The organism is Sphingomonas sp., assembly GCF_035944535.1.
Lineage (GTDB): Bacteria > Pseudomonadota > Alphaproteobacteria > Sphingomonadales > Sphingomonadaceae > Sphingomonas_B.
Genome location: NZ_DASZBC010000006.1, coordinates 361,927 through 377,459, shown reverse-complemented (window position 1 = coordinate 377,459; position 15,533 = coordinate 361,927). Strand labels below are relative to the sequence as shown.

The 15,533-nt window shown below is 65.7% G+C and carries 14 protein-coding genes and 1 pseudogene; 12 read left to right on the top strand and 3 right to left on the bottom strand.

Annotated elements, in window-relative coordinates; all coding sequences use genetic code 11:
- Nucleotides 1–10: 10 nt before the first annotated feature.
- A complete protein-coding gene (locus VGT77_RS06665) occupies nucleotides 11–379 on the bottom strand; it encodes a YkvA family protein (RefSeq protein ID WP_327460801.1) in 369 nt (122 codons plus the stop codon).
- A gap of 108 nt (nucleotides 380–487) precedes the next feature.
- On the opposite strand from VGT77_RS06665, the gene VGT77_RS06660 reads away from it, so the two are divergent.
- Nucleotides 488–1,000, top strand: a complete 513-nt coding sequence (locus VGT77_RS06660; RefSeq protein ID WP_327460799.1) for a DUF4236 domain-containing protein — start codon at nucleotides 488–490, stop codon at nucleotides 998–1,000.
- Nucleotides 1,001–1,125: 125 nt separating this feature from the next.
- Here the strand turns inward: VGT77_RS06660 and VGT77_RS06655 are convergent, their stop codons facing one another.
- Together VGT77_RS06655 and VGT77_RS06650 are read right to left on the bottom strand one after the other, a co-directional pair.
- Nucleotides 1,126–4,734, bottom strand: a complete 3,609-nt coding sequence (locus VGT77_RS06655) for an AAA domain-containing protein (protein WP_327460798.1) — start codon at nucleotides 4,732–4,734, stop codon at nucleotides 1,126–1,128.
- Nucleotides 4,734–5,696, bottom strand: a complete 963-nt coding sequence (locus tag VGT77_RS06650; RefSeq protein WP_327460796.1) for a hypothetical protein — start codon at nucleotides 5,694–5,696, stop codon at nucleotides 4,734–4,736. The genes VGT77_RS06655 and VGT77_RS06650 overlap by 1 nt, the downstream gene beginning before the upstream one ends.
- Nucleotides 5,697–5,898: 202 nt before the next feature.
- On the opposite strand from VGT77_RS06650, the gene VGT77_RS06645 reads away from it, so the two are divergent.
- The 11 genes and pseudogenes from VGT77_RS06645 (at nucleotide 5,899) to VGT77_RS06595 (ending at nucleotide 15,532) form a co-directional block, all read left to right on the top strand.
- The gene (locus tag VGT77_RS06645) at nucleotides 5,899–6,483 is read left to right on the top strand and encodes a TerD family protein (protein ID WP_327460794.1); all 585 of its coding nucleotides are present in this window, start codon (nucleotides 5,899–5,901) and stop codon (nucleotides 6,481–6,483) included.
- A 104-nt stretch (nucleotides 6,484–6,587) separates the two neighbouring features.
- Complete coding sequence (locus VGT77_RS06640; RefSeq protein ID WP_327460922.1) at nucleotides 6,588–7,628, top strand: TerD family protein; 1,041 nt, start codon at nucleotides 6,588–6,590, stop codon at nucleotides 7,626–7,628.
- Nucleotides 7,629–7,639: 11 nt separating this feature from the next.
- The gene (locus VGT77_RS06635) at nucleotides 7,640–8,710 is read left to right on the top strand and encodes a DUF475 domain-containing protein (protein WP_327460792.1); all 1,071 of its coding nucleotides are present in this window, start codon (nucleotides 7,640–7,642) and stop codon (nucleotides 8,708–8,710) included.
- Nucleotides 8,711–8,734: 24 nt separating this feature from the next.
- On the top strand, nucleotides 8,735–9,313 hold the full coding sequence (locus VGT77_RS06630) for a TerD family protein (protein WP_327460790.1): 579 nt from the start codon (nucleotides 8,735–8,737) through the stop codon (nucleotides 9,311–9,313).
- Between the two features lie 158 nt (nucleotides 9,314–9,471).
- Nucleotides 9,472–10,062, top strand: a complete 591-nt coding sequence (locus VGT77_RS06625; protein ID WP_327460788.1) for a hypothetical protein — start codon at nucleotides 9,472–9,474, stop codon at nucleotides 10,060–10,062.
- Nucleotides 10,055–10,645, top strand: a complete 591-nt coding sequence (locus VGT77_RS06620; protein ID WP_327460786.1) for a hypothetical protein — start codon at nucleotides 10,055–10,057, stop codon at nucleotides 10,643–10,645. The genes VGT77_RS06625 and VGT77_RS06620 overlap by 8 nt, the downstream gene beginning before the upstream one ends.
- Nucleotides 10,623–11,641, top strand: a pseudogene (locus tag VGT77_RS15600) (PGN_0703 family putative restriction endonuclease). Before VGT77_RS06620 ends, VGT77_RS15600 begins: the two are co-directional and overlap by 23 nt.
- A gap of 53 nt (nucleotides 11,642–11,694) precedes the next feature.
- The gene (locus tag VGT77_RS06610; protein WP_327460782.1) at nucleotides 11,695–12,897 is read left to right on the top strand and encodes a hydrolase; all 1,203 of its coding nucleotides are present in this window, start codon (nucleotides 11,695–11,697) and stop codon (nucleotides 12,895–12,897) included.
- Nucleotides 12,894–13,913: an arginine N-succinyltransferase gene (locus VGT77_RS06605; protein WP_327460780.1), complete on the top strand. Its 1,020-nt coding sequence runs from the start codon at nucleotides 12,894–12,896 to the stop codon at nucleotides 13,911–13,913. Before VGT77_RS06610 ends, VGT77_RS06605 begins: the two co-directional genes overlap by 4 nt.
- A gap of 90 nt (nucleotides 13,914–14,003) precedes the next feature.
- Complete coding sequence (locus VGT77_RS06600; RefSeq protein ID WP_327460778.1) at nucleotides 14,004–15,251, top strand: N-succinylarginine dihydrolase; 1,248 nt, start codon at nucleotides 14,004–14,006, stop codon at nucleotides 15,249–15,251.
- Nucleotides 15,252–15,310: 59 nt separating this feature from the next.
- On the top strand, nucleotides 15,311–15,532 hold the full coding sequence (locus VGT77_RS06595) for a hypothetical protein (protein WP_327460776.1): 222 nt from the start codon (nucleotides 15,311–15,313) through the stop codon (nucleotides 15,530–15,532).
- Nucleotide 15,533: the final 1 nt, after the last annotated feature.

The following is a 15,533-nucleotide window of genomic DNA, read 5'->3' as shown; positions in this document are numbered from 1 at the left end:
TCCCGGGCCTTCAGCTTGGGTAGAGCAGCCAGGCGGCCAGCCCGGCTGCTGCCAGCCACGTTGCGATAATAAATGCGAGCCCAAGCTTCGACGGTCCAGGCCGCTCCAGCGCCTGCTCACGCAGCTCCGCCAACACGGCCGCGGGGATGAGCCTGACGGCCACCATGATCCCAAGCGGAAGGATCAGCAGATCGTCGACATAGCCGAGAATGGGAATGAAATCAGGGATGAGGTCGATCGGCGACAAGGCATAGGCAGCGACCATTGCCGCCACCGCTTTGGCAAACCAGGGTAGGCGCGGGTCTCGCGCTGCCAGCCACAAGGCGCCGATGTCGCGCTTGATCGCACACGCCCAGACCCTCACCCGCTCCAAATGCATCGGAACGGGTCTGCGCCGGATGCGGGACCTCGCAAAGTCCATTTTGGAGTGAATGGCTCTGGCGCCGCGGCCGGCGACGGGCCAGTCTGGGCTGCTGGGGGATCACAGATGGGCTTTCGCTTTCGCCGTTCGGTCAAGCTGCTACCCGGCGTCAGGCTCAACTTCAGCACACGCGGAATCAGCACGAGCATCGGCGGACGTGGCGCGACGATGAACATCAGCCGCCGCGGCGTTCGCTCGACATTCGGCATCCCTGGCACGGGCCTTAGCTATACGACGCCGGTCCGGCGCTTCTCCGGTTCTGCCAGCGGCAGCGAACCCGGGGTCCCGGCGACGGGTTCGGCGGTTCTCGGCTGGATCGTGATCATCGCCGCGTTACTGCTGATCGGCAGCTGCATCGCCAGTCTCGATAGCGAATCAGCGGGGCCGGCAATCGCGAACCCAGTTCCCGTCACCAGTCCAGCTTTCCCCACCCGCACCGTCTCCGGCTCAGCCGTCAACTGCCGTGCGGAGCCTCGAACCGGTGCGGTGCTGACCAGGCTCAAACAAGGCGATGAGTTGGTAGTGCTTGCGCAGTCGAACGGGTGGTCCAAGGTTGCGCAGACCGGCGGCTTCTGCTGAGTCTCGGAGACGTTGCTGCGCTGAGAGAAAACAGAGCGGCAGCGCGTTCCCCGGCGAAGACCGGGGCCCAGAGTTCGGCGGAGCTGGACCCAGGCCTCCGCCGGGGAACGACTGGAAACTTGGACCTACTCCGCAGCCACCGGCAACAGTGTTTCGAACGGGTCTGCAGGCACCAGCCAGGCATAGGGCACCGGTTCGCCCGCTTCATCTTCATAGACCGCGCGCCAGGTCCGCTGTTCGGTGAACCGGCTCGGCGGCGCCTGGTCGGTGGCCATCGGCACGATGCCGAGCGCGTCCAGGGTCTCGATCAGCTCCTGCATCACGACGTCCCGGTCCCGCACGAAACGTGAGGCGAAGCAGCGCCACACGGTCCAGCCAGCGCGTTCGAGCATCCGCTGCCGCGCCATGTCGTCGGGCCAGCGATCCGGCCCATGATAGGCGTCGCCATCGCATTCGATCGCCAGCCGCCGGTCCTCGCCGCCTTCGACGACCAGGTCGATCCGCTTATGGCCGACCGGCACCTGCGTATCGACCCGGTAGCCGCGTGCGACCAGCAAATCGAACATCTCCTCTTCGAACGGTGACTCGCAGCGCTTGCGCCTGTCCTCGTTCAGCTTGGTGTCGGCGGCGAACGGCGCGCGGAAATGCTGGATAAGGGCGCGCCGGAGCTTGTCCGCCTGGCTGAGTTCTTCGGGCTCGACCGACCGCACCAGCACCATGCGGTCCCGCGCGCGTGAGGCGGCGACGTTGAACCGCTGTTCGAAGGCCAGTCCGGACAAAGCGCCCGGCTTGGCGCCCACGACCATCGAAAGGAACATGATGTCGCGCTCGCCGCCTTGGAAGGCGGAGGGATCGCCCACCCGAATGTCGTGGCGCAGCATGACCTCCGGCCCCAACTCCTGCTCGATCGCTTCGGTGATCAGCATGGCCTGCTTCTGGCCCAGCAAGGTAGTGACGCCGATCGTTCGCTTCCCCATCAGCGGGTCGACGGCGATGCGGCCGATCTCGTCCAGAATGCAGGCCACTTCCGCCCGGTTGACGTCACCGCTGCGGGCACCGTCCTCGACGAAGATGTCGACCAGCGGCGGATCGAGCCGCTCCGACGCCGAAGGGAGGCGCAGCGGTTGCAGCTTGTGATCGTAGAACTGCGCCTTCGAGAATTCGATGATCGGCGCAACGCAGCGGAAATGCTCCTTCAGCATGATCGCGCCGCCCGCGAACACGACCGAGCCGAGATCGTACAGCGACTTGTCCTCGCGCAGCGCCGCACGGAAATCCTCGACCTGGCCACCGAGATAGCGGCGCGACAGCTCGATCAATTTGTCTTCGCTGCGGAAGCCCGCATCCGGGCTGACCTGCTTGTCGTCGCCGACGATCAGCACCTGCTTTGCCCGCAGCAGCGCCGGTAGGGCGGCGATGGTCGATTGCGACGCCTCGTCGACGATCACAAGGTCGAACAGCCCGAGTTCGGCCGGCAGCGACTCCGAGACGCGGTAGTGCGGCATGATCCAGCACGGCAAAGCGTTCTTGGCGCGATCGGCGGCGGCTCGGGCATCCTGGCGATAGCGCGCTGCCCTGATGCCGGTGCCCCGCCCTATCCTCCGCATCGCCTGAGCATAGGAGGTGAGCGCGGCCCGCACCTGGTCCGTCGCCTTTTCGGCGAGCGCGCACCAGGTACGCACCTCGATCACCTCTTCATAGGCGCGGGCGAGCTGCATCTCGAGTTCGGAGCGCTTGGCGGCAAGAGCGCGGATGCGGTCATGCGCGTCGATCCGGTCCAGCCACGTGGCAAGTCGCCGCAGCCGCCAGCGCTCGCGCCAATCGCCGGGCGTGAGAGCGTCCTCGACGCCGGTGACCGGTGTCTCGCGCAGTTTCCGGGCCCAGCGCGGGGCGCCGCTTTCCTCGATCTCGCGCGTGATCGATGCGATCGTCATGAAGGCCGGCGCCATCCGGCGCAGCTCGCCCAATTCCTCGACCGTTAGCCGCCACTCGCGGCTCACATCGGCGGCCGTCTCACCCACCCGACCGATGCAGTCGTGGGCAAGGGTGCGGAAACGATCGCCGAGCATGCCCGGCAGAGCAGCCAGATCTCCCTGTACGGCCGCCAACCGGCGGCGTCCTTCCGCCAGTCGCGTGCGGCGAAGATGCCGATCGATGATGGCGCGGACATCTTCGAGGCCAGACGCGACCGGCTTGCTCCAGTGCGGCAGCAGTGCCGACATGGCGCGCTCCGCCTCCCGCTCACACTCGACCGCCGCACGGGCAAGCGCCAGTGCCTCCAGCTGCGCCTTCATCTGCTCGGCACTGCGCAGCCCATTGTCACTGACAGGCGAGAGGATCGAGGCGGATGCCGCATGGTTCCAGACCGAGACCAGCTCGCGCGCGGCATCGCCGGCTTCCAGATAACGCTTCACTTCGGTCCAATCCGCGGCGCTGTTCGGCACTCGGCCGGCAATGCGGACCGCCCCGAGGCGCTGCTTCACCTGACGCGCGAAAAGTGAAGTGAAGATGCCAAGCTCACCGCGCACGGCGAGATTGGCGATTGGATCGCGAAACTCGCGCTCGTCCGACCCTTCCGGCAGCGTCACCGGCAGGGTGAGGAAGTGCCGGGCCTCCTCGCATAACGCTTCGATCCGCGGCGCAAGGCCTTCGATCGCTTCGAGCGCCACATCCCGCCGGCTCCGCCGTAGCAATGCCAAAGCTTTATCCAGCCAGTCGAAACCGTGCTCTTCGGCCCGGCTTCGCGCATCCGCGGCAGCATCGAGCCGCGATGCACCGAGCGCCAGCGCCTCCGCCGTGGTGCCATCAGCTAGACGCTCGGGCGGCGAGATGGCGCGCTCGAGCTGCTCTGCTTCGCTCAGATCCTCATGGAGTTGCTCGATGGCGTCTGGCGAGGGCAGCGCCTCCGGCGGCGGCAGCGTCGCGCCCACATATGCGATCCGCTCGCCGACCTCCTTTCGCGCCTCCCGAAGCTCAGCGATGTCCTCGTCGGAGAAGCTCGGGTCGTGCGAGCGGATCACGTCCAGCGCATCGTCGAACCATGACGGGAGATCGCCGGCTGCGGCCAGCGTCCGTGCCGCCTCCACCGGAGCGACACGCCGCCCGTCCAGCTCGACCGAGCTCAGTCCCTCGCGGCCGAGCTGATCGACCTTGCGGTCGAGCGCGGCGAGTTCGGCATGGATGCGGTCGATGCGCGACTGAAGTTCGGCGATTTGGCGCTGCGCCTCCCGCGGCTTGATCCGCTGCAGCCGGGCGGCGATCTCGTTCACCGACTCCTGGAACTGCTGCAGCCCTTCCCGGTCGCTGTCGAGCAGGCTGACCGCAAGCGGCCGGACGCCCAGCGGTAGCTTGTCGCGAAGGACGCGCAGCGCCGGCGCCTTCTGCGAGGTGACCAGCACGCGTTTGCCCAGGGCCAAATAGTGGCTGACGACATTGGCGATGGTGTGGGTCTTGCCCGTGCCCGGCGGACCCTGCACCACCACGCCCGCACGGGCTTCCAGCCGCTGGATGACCTCGACCTGCTCGGCATTGAACGGCTTGGGAAAATAGAGGTCGGCACCGGTTCCATCCGAAGTGGTGACACCTGGCACGGTGGACACGCCGCGAAACGCTTTTGGCGTCTCATCAGGAATGGCATCGCTGGGATCGCTGACGACGGCCAGAACCGCGCCGGGAAGCGTTTCCGAGTCGTTCACCTCGGCAACCGCATCCGTTAAGCGCTGCAGGTCTGCCATCACCTGTGTCGCCCGGCGCGCACGCGAGAGATCAGCCAGGAAGGTCCGACGTGGAGCGAGTCCGGGTCCGGCTGCTGCCCCTCGCGCAGATCGGGCAGATAGACGCCGCTTGGGTCGAGCAGCTGCACTGCCTTGCGCAACACGGGATCGAAGCCGTCGGCCGCGAAGGGGGAAAGGCCGCTTTCAAGCCCCTCCAGATAGGGAATGGTGAAGCGGCGCCATTCGTCGACACCGGCGATGTCCAGCTTGTCGAGCGTGTCGCTTTCGACGCCCGGCGGCGATTCGCTGCGTGGGCGCAGCTCGATCGCATGGCTCGCCTCCTCGATCGAGACTTCCAGCTGCACGGTCAGCAGCGGGTAGGAGAGCCGGCCCAGCGGGCGCTTCCACTCGGCCATGCCGATGCCGCAGACCAATTCAGCCGGCGTGTCGCTGCTGCCGTCGAGCGCCAGCCGGAGCGCGAACAGGTCGTTGTAAAGCTTAATGGACCGTCGCCGCGCCCGCTCCTCGTCGGCCCAGGGCGTCCACACTTCACGCACGAACGCGTCTAGGTGACGCCTCAGCCTCTCCAGCCCCGGATAGGCGTTCAGAGGCATGGACGCCGGTTCGCCAGCCACGGGCGAGCCTTCGATCAGTCCGGCAGCCCGCAGCACCGCGATCGGTACTTCGCTCTTCAGCGCAGGCTTGCGGTCGGGGTCATCCGCCACATCCGCCCAGAGGCCGAGTTCGGCATCGGCCAGGCGCGGCGGCTTTACCTTGGTGAGCCGCTCCACCCGCACCCAGAGCGGATCGCCCTCACCGCCGCCATTGAGCTGGACGCCCGGCAGCATCATCAGCTCGGATCCGGCGATGCGAAAGCCTTTCTCGCCCGCGACGTCGGTCGGAATGGCGAGCTTGTCCCGCTCTGTCGCCGCTACATAGTCGAGCAACTGCTTCAGGCGCGCGACGGCGTCCGTTCCGCTCATGATCGCTGCCCCTCCCCCATTCCCGCAGAACGACAAGCATAAGCTGGATCAAGGGCTTCCGCCGAGTTTCGGCGGCGCACGAATGCATCCGAAATGGACCATGTTCAGCCTATCGCGGCGCCCTCCCCTCGGCATGCTTAGCGCCGAGTCACGGAGCGGGCGGGGGTCCGATGCGCCGCCCCGTGGCCATCGGGAGGGGCACATGGTCAGTCTGCAAAAGGGTCAAACTGTTCGCCTGGAAAAGAGCGGCGGCGGGGCATTGACGCAGGTTGCGATGGGGCTGGGTTGGGACGTGCGCAAGCCCAAGGGCCTGCTCGGCGGCCTGTTCGGCGGCGGCGGCGGCGATATCGACCTGGACGCCTCTTGCCTGTTGTTCAACGGATCGGGAGAGCTGGTCGACCAGGTCTGGTTCCGCCAGCTTGCGAGCGACGATGGCAGCATTGTCCATAGTGGAGACAATCTGACCGGTGCCGGAGACGGCGACGACGAGACGATCAATGTCGACCTGACACGCCTGCCCGCCTCCGTCCAGGCGCTGATCTTCACGGTCAACAGCTTTCGCGGCGACACCTTCGACCGCATCGACAATGCCTATTGCCGGGTGGTCGACAGCTCCGGGGGCAAGGAGCTGGTCCGTTACGACCTGACCGGCGCCGGCTCGCACACCGGCCAGGTCATGGCGCGGCTGAAGCGCGCGAATGGCGGCTGGGAGTTCACCGCCATCGGCAACCGCACCAACGGTCGCACCTTCCACGACATGATGCCGCAGATCCAGGCGGCGCTCTGATGGACCTGCAGCAGGGGGCGAATGCGCCGGTCTCCGGCAGTCAAGCGATCGTCAGCTTCGGCTGGCGCGCGCCTGCCGGCCTTGAGGCCGACGCGTCCGCCTAACTGCTGACCGCATCGGGCAAGGTCCGCGGCGACCAGGACATGATCTTCTACAACCAGCCGGAAGGCGGCGACGGCGCGGTGCGCTTTTCCGCCGACGGGCCCGGCCGCTTCGACGTCCAGCTCGGTCGCGTGCCGGACTCTATCGAGAAGATCGTCTTCTGCGCCACGATCAACGAAGCCGTCGCCCGCAACCAGACCATGGCGATGCTGCAGGACGCCCATATCGCCGTCGCGGGAGACAGCCCTTTGCGCTTTTCCCCCGCTCTGTCCGGCGCGCGCGAAGCGGCGATGGTGTTCGGCGAACTCTACCGCCGCCAGGGCCAGTGGAAGTTCCGCGCCGTCGGCCAGGGCTTCAACGGCGGCCTTGCGCCCCTCGCCCGCTCCTTCGGCATCGACGTAGCGGAGAGCGCAGAGCCCGCCCCGGCGCCTGCTCCGCCCTCCCCTACTCGCGTTAGCCTCAGCAAGGTCACGCTCGAAAAGCACAGCCCGACGGTCAGCCTGGAGAAGAAGGGCAGCTCGTTCGGCGAGATCACGATCAATCTGAACTGGTCCCGCGCCCGGGGGTGGTTCGCGGGCAGCGCCGTCGATCTTGACCTCGGCTGCCTGTTCGAGCTCGCCGATGGCCGCAAAGGTGTGGTCCAGGCGCTCGGCAATGTGTTCGGCGATTTCGATTATCCGCCGTACATCGAACTGTCCGGCGACGACCGCACCGGCGATGTCAGCGACGGCGAGACTTTGCGGATCAACGGCGCGCATTGGCATGAGCTGAAGCGCGTCTGCGTCTTCGCCAACATCTATGACGGCGCGCCCAACTGGCAGAAGACCGATGGCGTGGTGCTCGTCACCATGCCTGACCAGCCGCCGATCGAGGTGCGGCTGAGCGAAGGCCGCAACGACCAGCGGCTCTGCGGCATCGTCATGCTCGAAAATGACGGCGGGCGGCTCAAGGCCACGCGCCTCGTCGAATATGTCCGCGACCAGGAAAAGCTGGACCAGCGCTTCGGCTGGGGCCTGCGCTGGCGTGCGGGAACCAAGGATTAGGGGGAGAAGCCATGCTCGGCCATTTCAAGGGATCGTTCCTGTTCACCGCCTTGTGCATGGCGGCGGCCGCCTGGCTCGGCTGGACCATGACCGGGTCGCTGCTCGGCACGTTAGGCATCGTCTGGATCTTCGCCGTGCTGGGCGTGCTCGAGACCTCGCTGTCGTTCGATAATGCGGTCGTCAACGCGACGGTCCTGAAGGACATGGACCCGGTCTGGCGCCGGCGCTTCCTGACCTGGGGCATATTGATCGCGGTGTTCGGGATGCGGATCGTGTTCCCGCTCGCGATCGTCGCGGTGGCTGCCAGCCTCGATCCCTGGTCGGCGCTGCGGCTCGCGGTCGCCGAACCCGCCGAATATCAGCGGATCATCGAAGGCGCGCATATCGGCATTTCCGGTTTCGGCGGCGCCTTCCTGGCGATGGTCGGCCTGACCTTCTTCCTGGGCGAAGACAAAGAGACGCACTGGATCGGCTTCGTCGAAAAGCCTCTCGGCCGTCTGGCCGGCGTCGCCAGCCTGCCGCTCGCCATCGTTCTGGTCGCGCTGGTCGGCATATCCCGCCTGCTCCCGCCTGAAGAGGTTTCCACCTTCCTGCTCGCCGGCGTCTGGGGCCTGGTCGCCTATGTGGCGGTCGACAGCGTCGGCGACCTGATCGGCGGCGGCGACGACGAAGCGGCCAAGGTCGCCCGCGCCGGTGTCGGTGGCTTCCTCTATCTCGAGCTGCTCGACGCCAGCTTCTCCTTCGACGGGGTGATCGGCGCCTTTGCGCTGTCCAACAACCTGTTCATCATAGCGCTGGGCCTCGGCATCGGCGCGATGTTCGTGCGGTCGATGACGGTGATGCTGGTCGAGAAAGGCACGCTCGCCGAATACCGCTTCCTCGAACACGGCGCCTTTTACGCAATCGTCGCCCTCGCCGCGATCATGCTGCTCTCGGCCCGCTATCACATTCCGGAGACGGTCACCGGGCTGATTGGCGCCGGCTTCATCGGCATCGCCTTCCTCTCTTCCGTCTGGAGCAAGGAGGAAGAGGAAACACCGGTCCTCGCCGGCGCCGTGTCGCCGTCCGGCGAAGCACTCTGATCACCAGCATAAGGGGGTAATCTCATGTCCATCAGCCTTGCCAAGGGCGGCAATGTCAGCCTGTCGAAGGAAGCGCCGGGCCTCACCAAGATCATGATCGGCCTGGGCTGGGACGCGCGCGCGACCGACGGCGGCGATTTCGACCTGGACGCCAGCGCCTTCCTGCTGGGCGCCGGCGACCGGGTGCGCGGCGACCATGACTTCATCTTCTACAACAACCTGCAGTCGAGCGATGGCTCCGTTCGCCACACCGGCGACAATCGCACCGGCGACGGCGACGGCGACGACGAAAGCATCGAGGTCGACCTTTCGAAGGTCCCCGCTGACGTGCAGAAGATTGCCGTCACCGTGACGATCCACGAAGGCGAGGCGAATCGCCAGAATTTCGGCATGGTCTCGAACGCCTTCGTCCGCGTGGTCGATCAGCTGAGCGGGCGCGAAATTACCCGCTACGACCTGAACGAAGACGCCTCGGTCGAGACTGCGATGATCTTCGGCGAAGTCTATCGCCACAACGGCGACTGGAAATTCCGCGCCGTCGGCCAGGGCTTCAAGGGCGGCCTGGGGCCGCTGGCGAGGAATTATGGGGTGAATGTGGGGTGAGGCCGAGAAGACGGTCAGCCTCGCTAACGACAGTCGACCTGATCCGCGCCATTCCGAGAAGAGAGTTCGTTTTTCGTCCCGATTTGCTCGCGCGTTGGGGGGAGCGGATCCAACGATCTCTTCGCCAATCCTTGTCTCTTGGCGAGCGCTACCGTCCGGTGGGCGTGGACGCCGTCATACGCTTTTACGGTCTCGGACACAGCAACCATTCATTCGATCACTCGCCTTACGAGTGGCTTTGCATGACCGAAGTGCAGGCGACGAAGGGATTGGCTCATTTCCTGGAACAAGATCCGGAGCGCATTCAATCTTTCCTCCAGGCGCTCCTCCCCGGCTGGGGAATCTGGTCTTGCCTGGAAGACCTTCGAGCGCAGGCAGAAGTGCCTGCGGGCACGGGCCGGATCGACCTGCTGATAACCGGAAAGGCAAACGGAGGAATCTGGGGCGCGGTGATCGAGGCCAAGTTCGGTCACAAGCTGAAGACGAACCGGCTGAACGACTATGCGCAATATGGCGCGGACATCGGGCTCCGCTTCGATGGGCCGCAGCCCACCGGAGCCCTGCTTATTCTGGGACGATCCTCGGGCAAGGACGTGCGGTCGCGTCTGTCTCGGCTACGTAAGTGGAAGTGGCGCTTCGTTGATTGGTCTACGCTTCTGCGCCGTTGGGAACAACGTCCGTCTCCACTCACCGGCGACCAGGAATTCGGCCGCTTCCGTCGCACCCTTTGGGAGACCGCTCATGCCTGATGCTCGCCTGCCTGAGTCAGTCCGCACTTACCTTGAAGAGACAGGGGTAAGAGTTGCGGTCGACGCGCTTCTAGCGATCAGGCCGGCCCGTCTGCCAGCCGATCTGACGTTGGCGGAGCTGCCGGACTATGTGGCCGCCCGCGCACAGGCCGAGTTGACAAGGTGGGAGTTCGCCCAAGCATGTCTAGACCTTTGGTCGTCGATTTGGAGTCCGCTGCTAGAAGAATGGCAAGCAGGTCCATTGTCGGCCATGCTCGCCAGTGGTCTGAATGCAGTCACGCCCGAGGCTATCTGGAACGAGAGCGGGCTCAATGTCTGGCATCATCGTGGCGACCTGTTCCTATATACCGCAGTAGAGCTGACCCCGGAAGCGACCACGATAGCATTTGGGCTGGAGCGCGACGACGAGCCGCTGCTGACGGAAATGCCGGGATTCAACTGGCGCAATGATGAGGATTCGGAAAGCTGGCTGACGCACGAGCAAATTCGCGTTCCTGCGGCCTTTGGCTCTGAGCTGGACAAGCTTCAGGACCTTGCACGCTTTGCGATGGCGCAAGTCAATGCGCAGGTCGGATCTGAATAGATCATTTTGCGGGAGCTTTTGGACAGTGCCAAACTTCTTCACCGATCAGCTGGCTCGGCAACAGAGTTGGAGAGACAAGACGGCGAGCCTGAGCGACGATCAGCGGCTCGGTCGTAGGGGTGGCCGATTTCTCTCCGGCCGCTACTCCGGCATCTTCGACGCGGAGCGTTCCGGCATCGAAGCCTATGTGGACGATCAAGGATTAACGCCACACCGGCACCTGGATCATTTGCTGAGTTCGCAAGCCTTCTGTTTCAACTTTCTCGCGCCATTCCGACACGTCCCGCGGCGCTTGCCGACCTGCTGAAGCCGATAGTCGGCGGACACGTCACGCCGGTTTGGTTGCCAGGTGAAGACGGCTTTGTCGCGTTCGAGTATATTTCCGGTCCCGATTATCTGAACGAGGGCGGCAAGCGCACCCGCGGCGCTCAATGCACCAGTGTGGACGCGGCGATGGGGTTGGTGCGCGAAGGACGGCGGGAGCTGTTGCTGATCGAATGGAAATACACTGAAAGCTACGGAGCGCCGCTGGAGAACAAGGCCCGATCAGGCGCTAAGGATGGATTGAATACCTCCAACGATGTGCGACGCAGCCGCTACTCACCTTGGTTCGAGAAGGTCATCGACACTGATGGCGGCGACCGCGGGATCGATTTGTTCTTTGCCGAGCCCTTCTACCAACTGATGCGGCAGCAGATGCTCGCCCACGCCATCGAGAGCGACACGACAGACCCGCGCTCATTCTTTGATCGCGTAACGCTTTGTCATGTCTCGCCAGAGGGGAACAGCAAGCTCAAGCGGGTGACAGTCGAGGGCCTGGCTGAGGCAATCGGCAGCGAGAGCGCCTGCGGCGGCTGGGGAAGGCTGCTGCGGCAGCCTGACCGGTACAAGCCGGTGTCCGTCGAGGATCTGTTTCGGAGCTTCCCGATCGAGGGGCATCCCGACCTGGCCGAATGGCATGCCTATATGCGCGAGCGTTACGCCTTTCTGGCCTGACGAGAACCTTTGCTGGTGTTGGCATCGACTCCGGGGATCGTTACACGGCCGGCATGCCGCTTATCCCTATCGAACAAGAGGCTTGCGAGGTCGCGGGCGGGGCGCCGATGCTGGAGCAGGTGCTTGAGTGGAGCGCGGTCAATAGCGGGTCGCGAAATTTTGCGGGCTTGAAGACGATGGCGGGGTTGCTCGCCGACGCTTTCGCCGCGCTGCCGGGCGAAGTGGCTCTAGTGGCGCCGGGGCCGGTCGAGATCGTCGCGGCGGACGGCACGGTGGCTCAAGTCGAGCATGGCGACCATCTACTCTTGACTGTGCGCCCGGAGGCGCCGGTGCAACTACTCTTCACCGGCCACTACGACACGGTGTTTGGGGCCGATCACCCGTTCCAGACGACGCGCACGCTAGACGGACGCATCAACGGGCCCGGAACCGCCGACATGAAAGGCGGGCTGGCGCTGATGCTGGCGGCGCTGAAGGCGGTAGAGACCACCCCGCTCGCCGCGCGCATCGGTTATCAGGTGCTGATCGACAGCGACGAGGAGCTGGGCTCCCCCTCCTCCGCTGCGCTGATCGCCCGCTGTGCACAGGGCAAGGCGGCAGCCTTTACCTATGAGCCTTCACTTCCCGACGGCACGCTCGCGGGCGCGCGGGCGGGATCCGGCAATTTCTCGATCGTCGTCACCGGGCGCTCGGCCCATGCCGGGCGCAATCCGGAAGAGGGCCGCAATGCGCTGCTCGCCGCCGCCGACCTGGCGCTGCGGCTGGAAAAGGCGATCGGGCCCCGCCTCTCCGTCAATCCGGCGCGGATCGATGGCGGCGGGCCGAACAATGTCGTGCCCGATCATGCCGTGCTGCGCGTCAACTTCCGCCCGCACACGCCCGAGGACGAGGCGCGCGCGCGGTCGCATCTGGAGAGCGCGGTAGCGCTGGTGGCGGCGCAGCGCGAAGTGTCGATCCATGTTCATGGCGGCTTCGGACGTCCGCCCAAGCCGCTCGATGCGGCCGCCGAGCGGCTGTTCGGTCTGGTCAAGGAGTGCGGCGCCGATCTTGGGCAGGCGATCGGCTGGCGCGCGACGGGCGGCGTCTGCGACGGCAACAATATCGCGGCGTGCGGCGTGCCCGTGGTCGACACGATGGGCGCGCGTGGCGGCGCCATTCACAGTGCGGAGGAGTTTCTGATCCCGGAGTCCCTGCCCGAGCGGGCGATGTTGTCCACCCTCGCGATCCTTCGGATTGCGGAGCGCGGCCGGCCATGAGCTGCTTTCTGCGCCCGGCCACCCTCGACGATCTCGATGCGCTGTACGAACTCGCCAAGCTGACCGGCGGCGGCTTCACCAATCTGCCGCCTGACCGCGCTTCGCTCGCCAAGAAGCTGGAGCGCTCCGGCACTGCGCTCGCCCGGGACGAAGACGCGCATGTCGACGACCTGTTCGTCTTCGTGCTGGAAAATGGCGCAACCGGCCAGGTCCGCGGCACCTGCCAGATCTTCACCATGGTCGGCCAGCATTGGCCCTTCTACTCTTATCGCATCGGTACGCTCACCCAGGTGTCGAAGGAGCTCGACCGCACGTTCCGCGCGGACATGCTGACGCTGTCGACCGACCTGGAAGGGGCGAGCGAGGTCGGCGGGCTGTTCCTCCACCCTCGCGAACGGGCGGGGGGGCTGGGCATGCTGCTCGCCCGCAGCCGTTATCTGTTCATCAAGGCACACCGGCCGCGCTTTTCCGACCGGACCATCGCCGAGCTGCGCGGCGTGATCGACGAAGCGGGCGGGTCGCATTTCTGGGACGGGCTGGCCGGCAAATTCTTCGGCATGAGCTTTCAGGAAGCGGACGAGTTCAATGCGGTGAACGGCAACCAGTTCATCGCCGACCTGATGCCCAAGCATCCAATCTACACCGCCATGCTGCCGGAAAGCGCCCGCGCGGTGATCGGCGTGCCGCACCCGAGCGGCCGCGCGGCGATGCGGATGCTGGAGCATGAAGGCTTCACCCACGACAAATATATCGACATTTTCGACGGCGGCCCGACCATGGTCGCGCACACCGACCGCATCCTCTCGATCCGGGATTCGGTGGAAAGCCGGGTGGCGCGGATCGGCGAGGTAGCAGGCGAGCGGCGGCTGTGCACCGCGGGGCGGCTAGCCGGGTGGCGCGCGGCCTATGGGCAGGTCGAGATGCTGGACGGCGGCGAGATCGCGATCGATCAGGACTGCGCGCGGCTGCTGCAGGTGAGCGAAGGCAATACCGTGATGCATGTGGGGCGGTCCTAGCGCCGCCCTCCCCGTTCGTGTCGAGCGAAGTCGAGACACGGGTCCGGGCTAGCGTTTCTCGACTTCGCTCGAAACGAACGGAGTGCAGGGTTGCTGCAGGAAATCAACTTCGACGGCATTGTCGGACCGAGCCATAATTATGGCGGGCTCAGCCTCGGCAATCTCGCGTCCGCGAAGAACGCCAATCACACCAGCTACCCGCGCGCCGCGGCGCTGCAGGGGCTGGACAAGATGCGGCACAATCTGCGGCTGGGGCTGGCGCAGGGCATCCTCCTCCCCCACCCGCGGCCGGACTGGCCATGGCTGGAGAGCCTGGGCGCGTCGATGGAGAGCAGCCCTCCCCTCCCCGCCTGGGCGATGAGCGCCTCGCCGATGTGGACGGCCAATGCCGCGACGGTTTCTCCGGCGCCGGACACGAAGGATGGCAAGTGCCACCTGACCGTCGCCAACCTCGTCACCATGCCGCACCGCAGCCATGAATGGCCGAACACGCTGAAGCAGCTGCGGCTGGCCTTTGGCGGGCCCAGCTTTGCGGTGCACGGACCGGTGCCGGCGCCGTTCGGCGACGAGGGCGCTGCCAACCATATGCGGCTGGCACCGTCGCATGGCGAGCCGGGCGTCGAGATCTTCGTCTATGGCCGCTCCGGCGGGCGCTTTCCGGCGCGGCAGCACCGGATGGCGGGCGAGGCCGTCGCCGCGCACCATGGCCTCGATCCGGCGCGCACACTGCTGGTCGAACAGGCCGAGGAAGCTATCGCCGCCGGCGCCTTCCACAATGATGTAGTCGCCGTTGCCGACTGCCTGACCCTGTTCGCACACGAACAGGCCTTTGCCGACCGGGCGAGCTTTTACTCCGAGTTGGAGCGGCTGGTGCCCGAGGTGCGCATCGTCGAGGTGCCTGCGTCGCGCGTGAGCCTGGAAGACGCCATCGCCAGCTACCTGTTCAACGCGCAGCTGGTGACTTTGCCTTCGGGCGAGCAGGCGCTGATCGTCCCGAGCGAAGCGCATGCGGTGCCGTCTGTCCGCGACTATCTGGAAGAGCTGGTCGCCGGCAACGGACCGATCCGCGCCACCCATTTCGTCGATGTGCGTCAGTCCATGGCCAATGGTGGCGGCCCTGCCTGCCTCCGCCTGCGGGTCGTCGCCGATCCCGCCGAGGTAGACCAGCGCTTCATGATCGACGAGGCGAAGCTCGACAGGGTCGGGGAGGTGATCGCCGAGACCTGGCCGGAGACGATCGAGTCGGCGCATCTCGCCGATCCAGAGCTGCACAAGCGAATCGCCCAGGCGCGCGCGGCGCTGCTGGAGACGCTAGAGCTTGGCCGAGAGGACCTCTGACGAAGCGTTAACCCTTTATTTACCTTGTCCGCTCGGCCGCGCTGCGCGTTTATGCGGACATGTTCGAGAAGATCAAAAGGCTGTTCACGATCACCACGCGCTTCGAGGCGTTTCTGGTGATCTATGCGCTGGCATTGGGCGCATGCGAGCGGGGCATCCATTATCTCGAGCAGTATCCCGGCCCTGGCGGCGTACTCCTCTTCCTCGCCTGCACCGGTAGCGTGTTCATCGCGGGCGGCATGATCCTCGACAATCTGGCGCTGAGGCGGGCGCTCCGCTAAG

What these genes read in the sequence shown, in the direction of transcription:
- VGT77_RS06665 (WP_327460801.1), bottom strand. Translation starts at nt 379, where the DNA reads ATGCATTTGGAGCGGGTGAGGGTCTGGGCGTGTGCGATCAAGCGCGAC.
- VGT77_RS06660 (WP_327460799.1), top strand. Translation starts at nt 488, where the DNA reads ATGGGCTTTCGCTTTCGCCGTTCGGTCAAGCTGCTACCCGGCGTCAGG.
- VGT77_RS06655 (WP_327460798.1), bottom strand. Translation starts at nt 4,734, where the DNA reads ATGGCAGACCTGCAGCGCTTAACGGATGCGGTTGCCGAGGTGAACGAC.
- VGT77_RS06650 (WP_327460796.1), bottom strand. Translation starts at nt 5,696, where the DNA reads ATGAGCGGAACGGACGCCGTCGCGCGCCTGAAGCAGTTGCTCGACTAT.
- VGT77_RS06645 (WP_327460794.1), top strand. Translation starts at nt 5,899, where the DNA reads ATGGTCAGTCTGCAAAAGGGTCAAACTGTTCGCCTGGAAAAGAGCGGC.
- VGT77_RS06635 (WP_327460792.1), top strand. Translation starts at nt 7,640, where the DNA reads ATGCTCGGCCATTTCAAGGGATCGTTCCTGTTCACCGCCTTGTGCATG.
- VGT77_RS06630 (WP_327460790.1), top strand. Translation starts at nt 8,735, where the DNA reads ATGTCCATCAGCCTTGCCAAGGGCGGCAATGTCAGCCTGTCGAAGGAA.
- VGT77_RS06620 (WP_327460786.1), top strand. Translation starts at nt 10,055, where the DNA reads ATGCCTGATGCTCGCCTGCCTGAGTCAGTCCGCACTTACCTTGAAGAG.
- VGT77_RS06610 (WP_327460782.1), top strand. Translation starts at nt 11,695, where the DNA reads ATGCCGCTTATCCCTATCGAACAAGAGGCTTGCGAGGTCGCGGGCGGG.
- VGT77_RS06605 (WP_327460780.1), top strand. Translation starts at nt 12,894, where the DNA reads ATGAGCTGCTTTCTGCGCCCGGCCACCCTCGACGATCTCGATGCGCTG.
- VGT77_RS06595 (WP_327460776.1), top strand. Translation starts at nt 15,311, where the DNA reads ATGTTCGAGAAGATCAAAAGGCTGTTCACGATCACCACGCGCTTCGAG.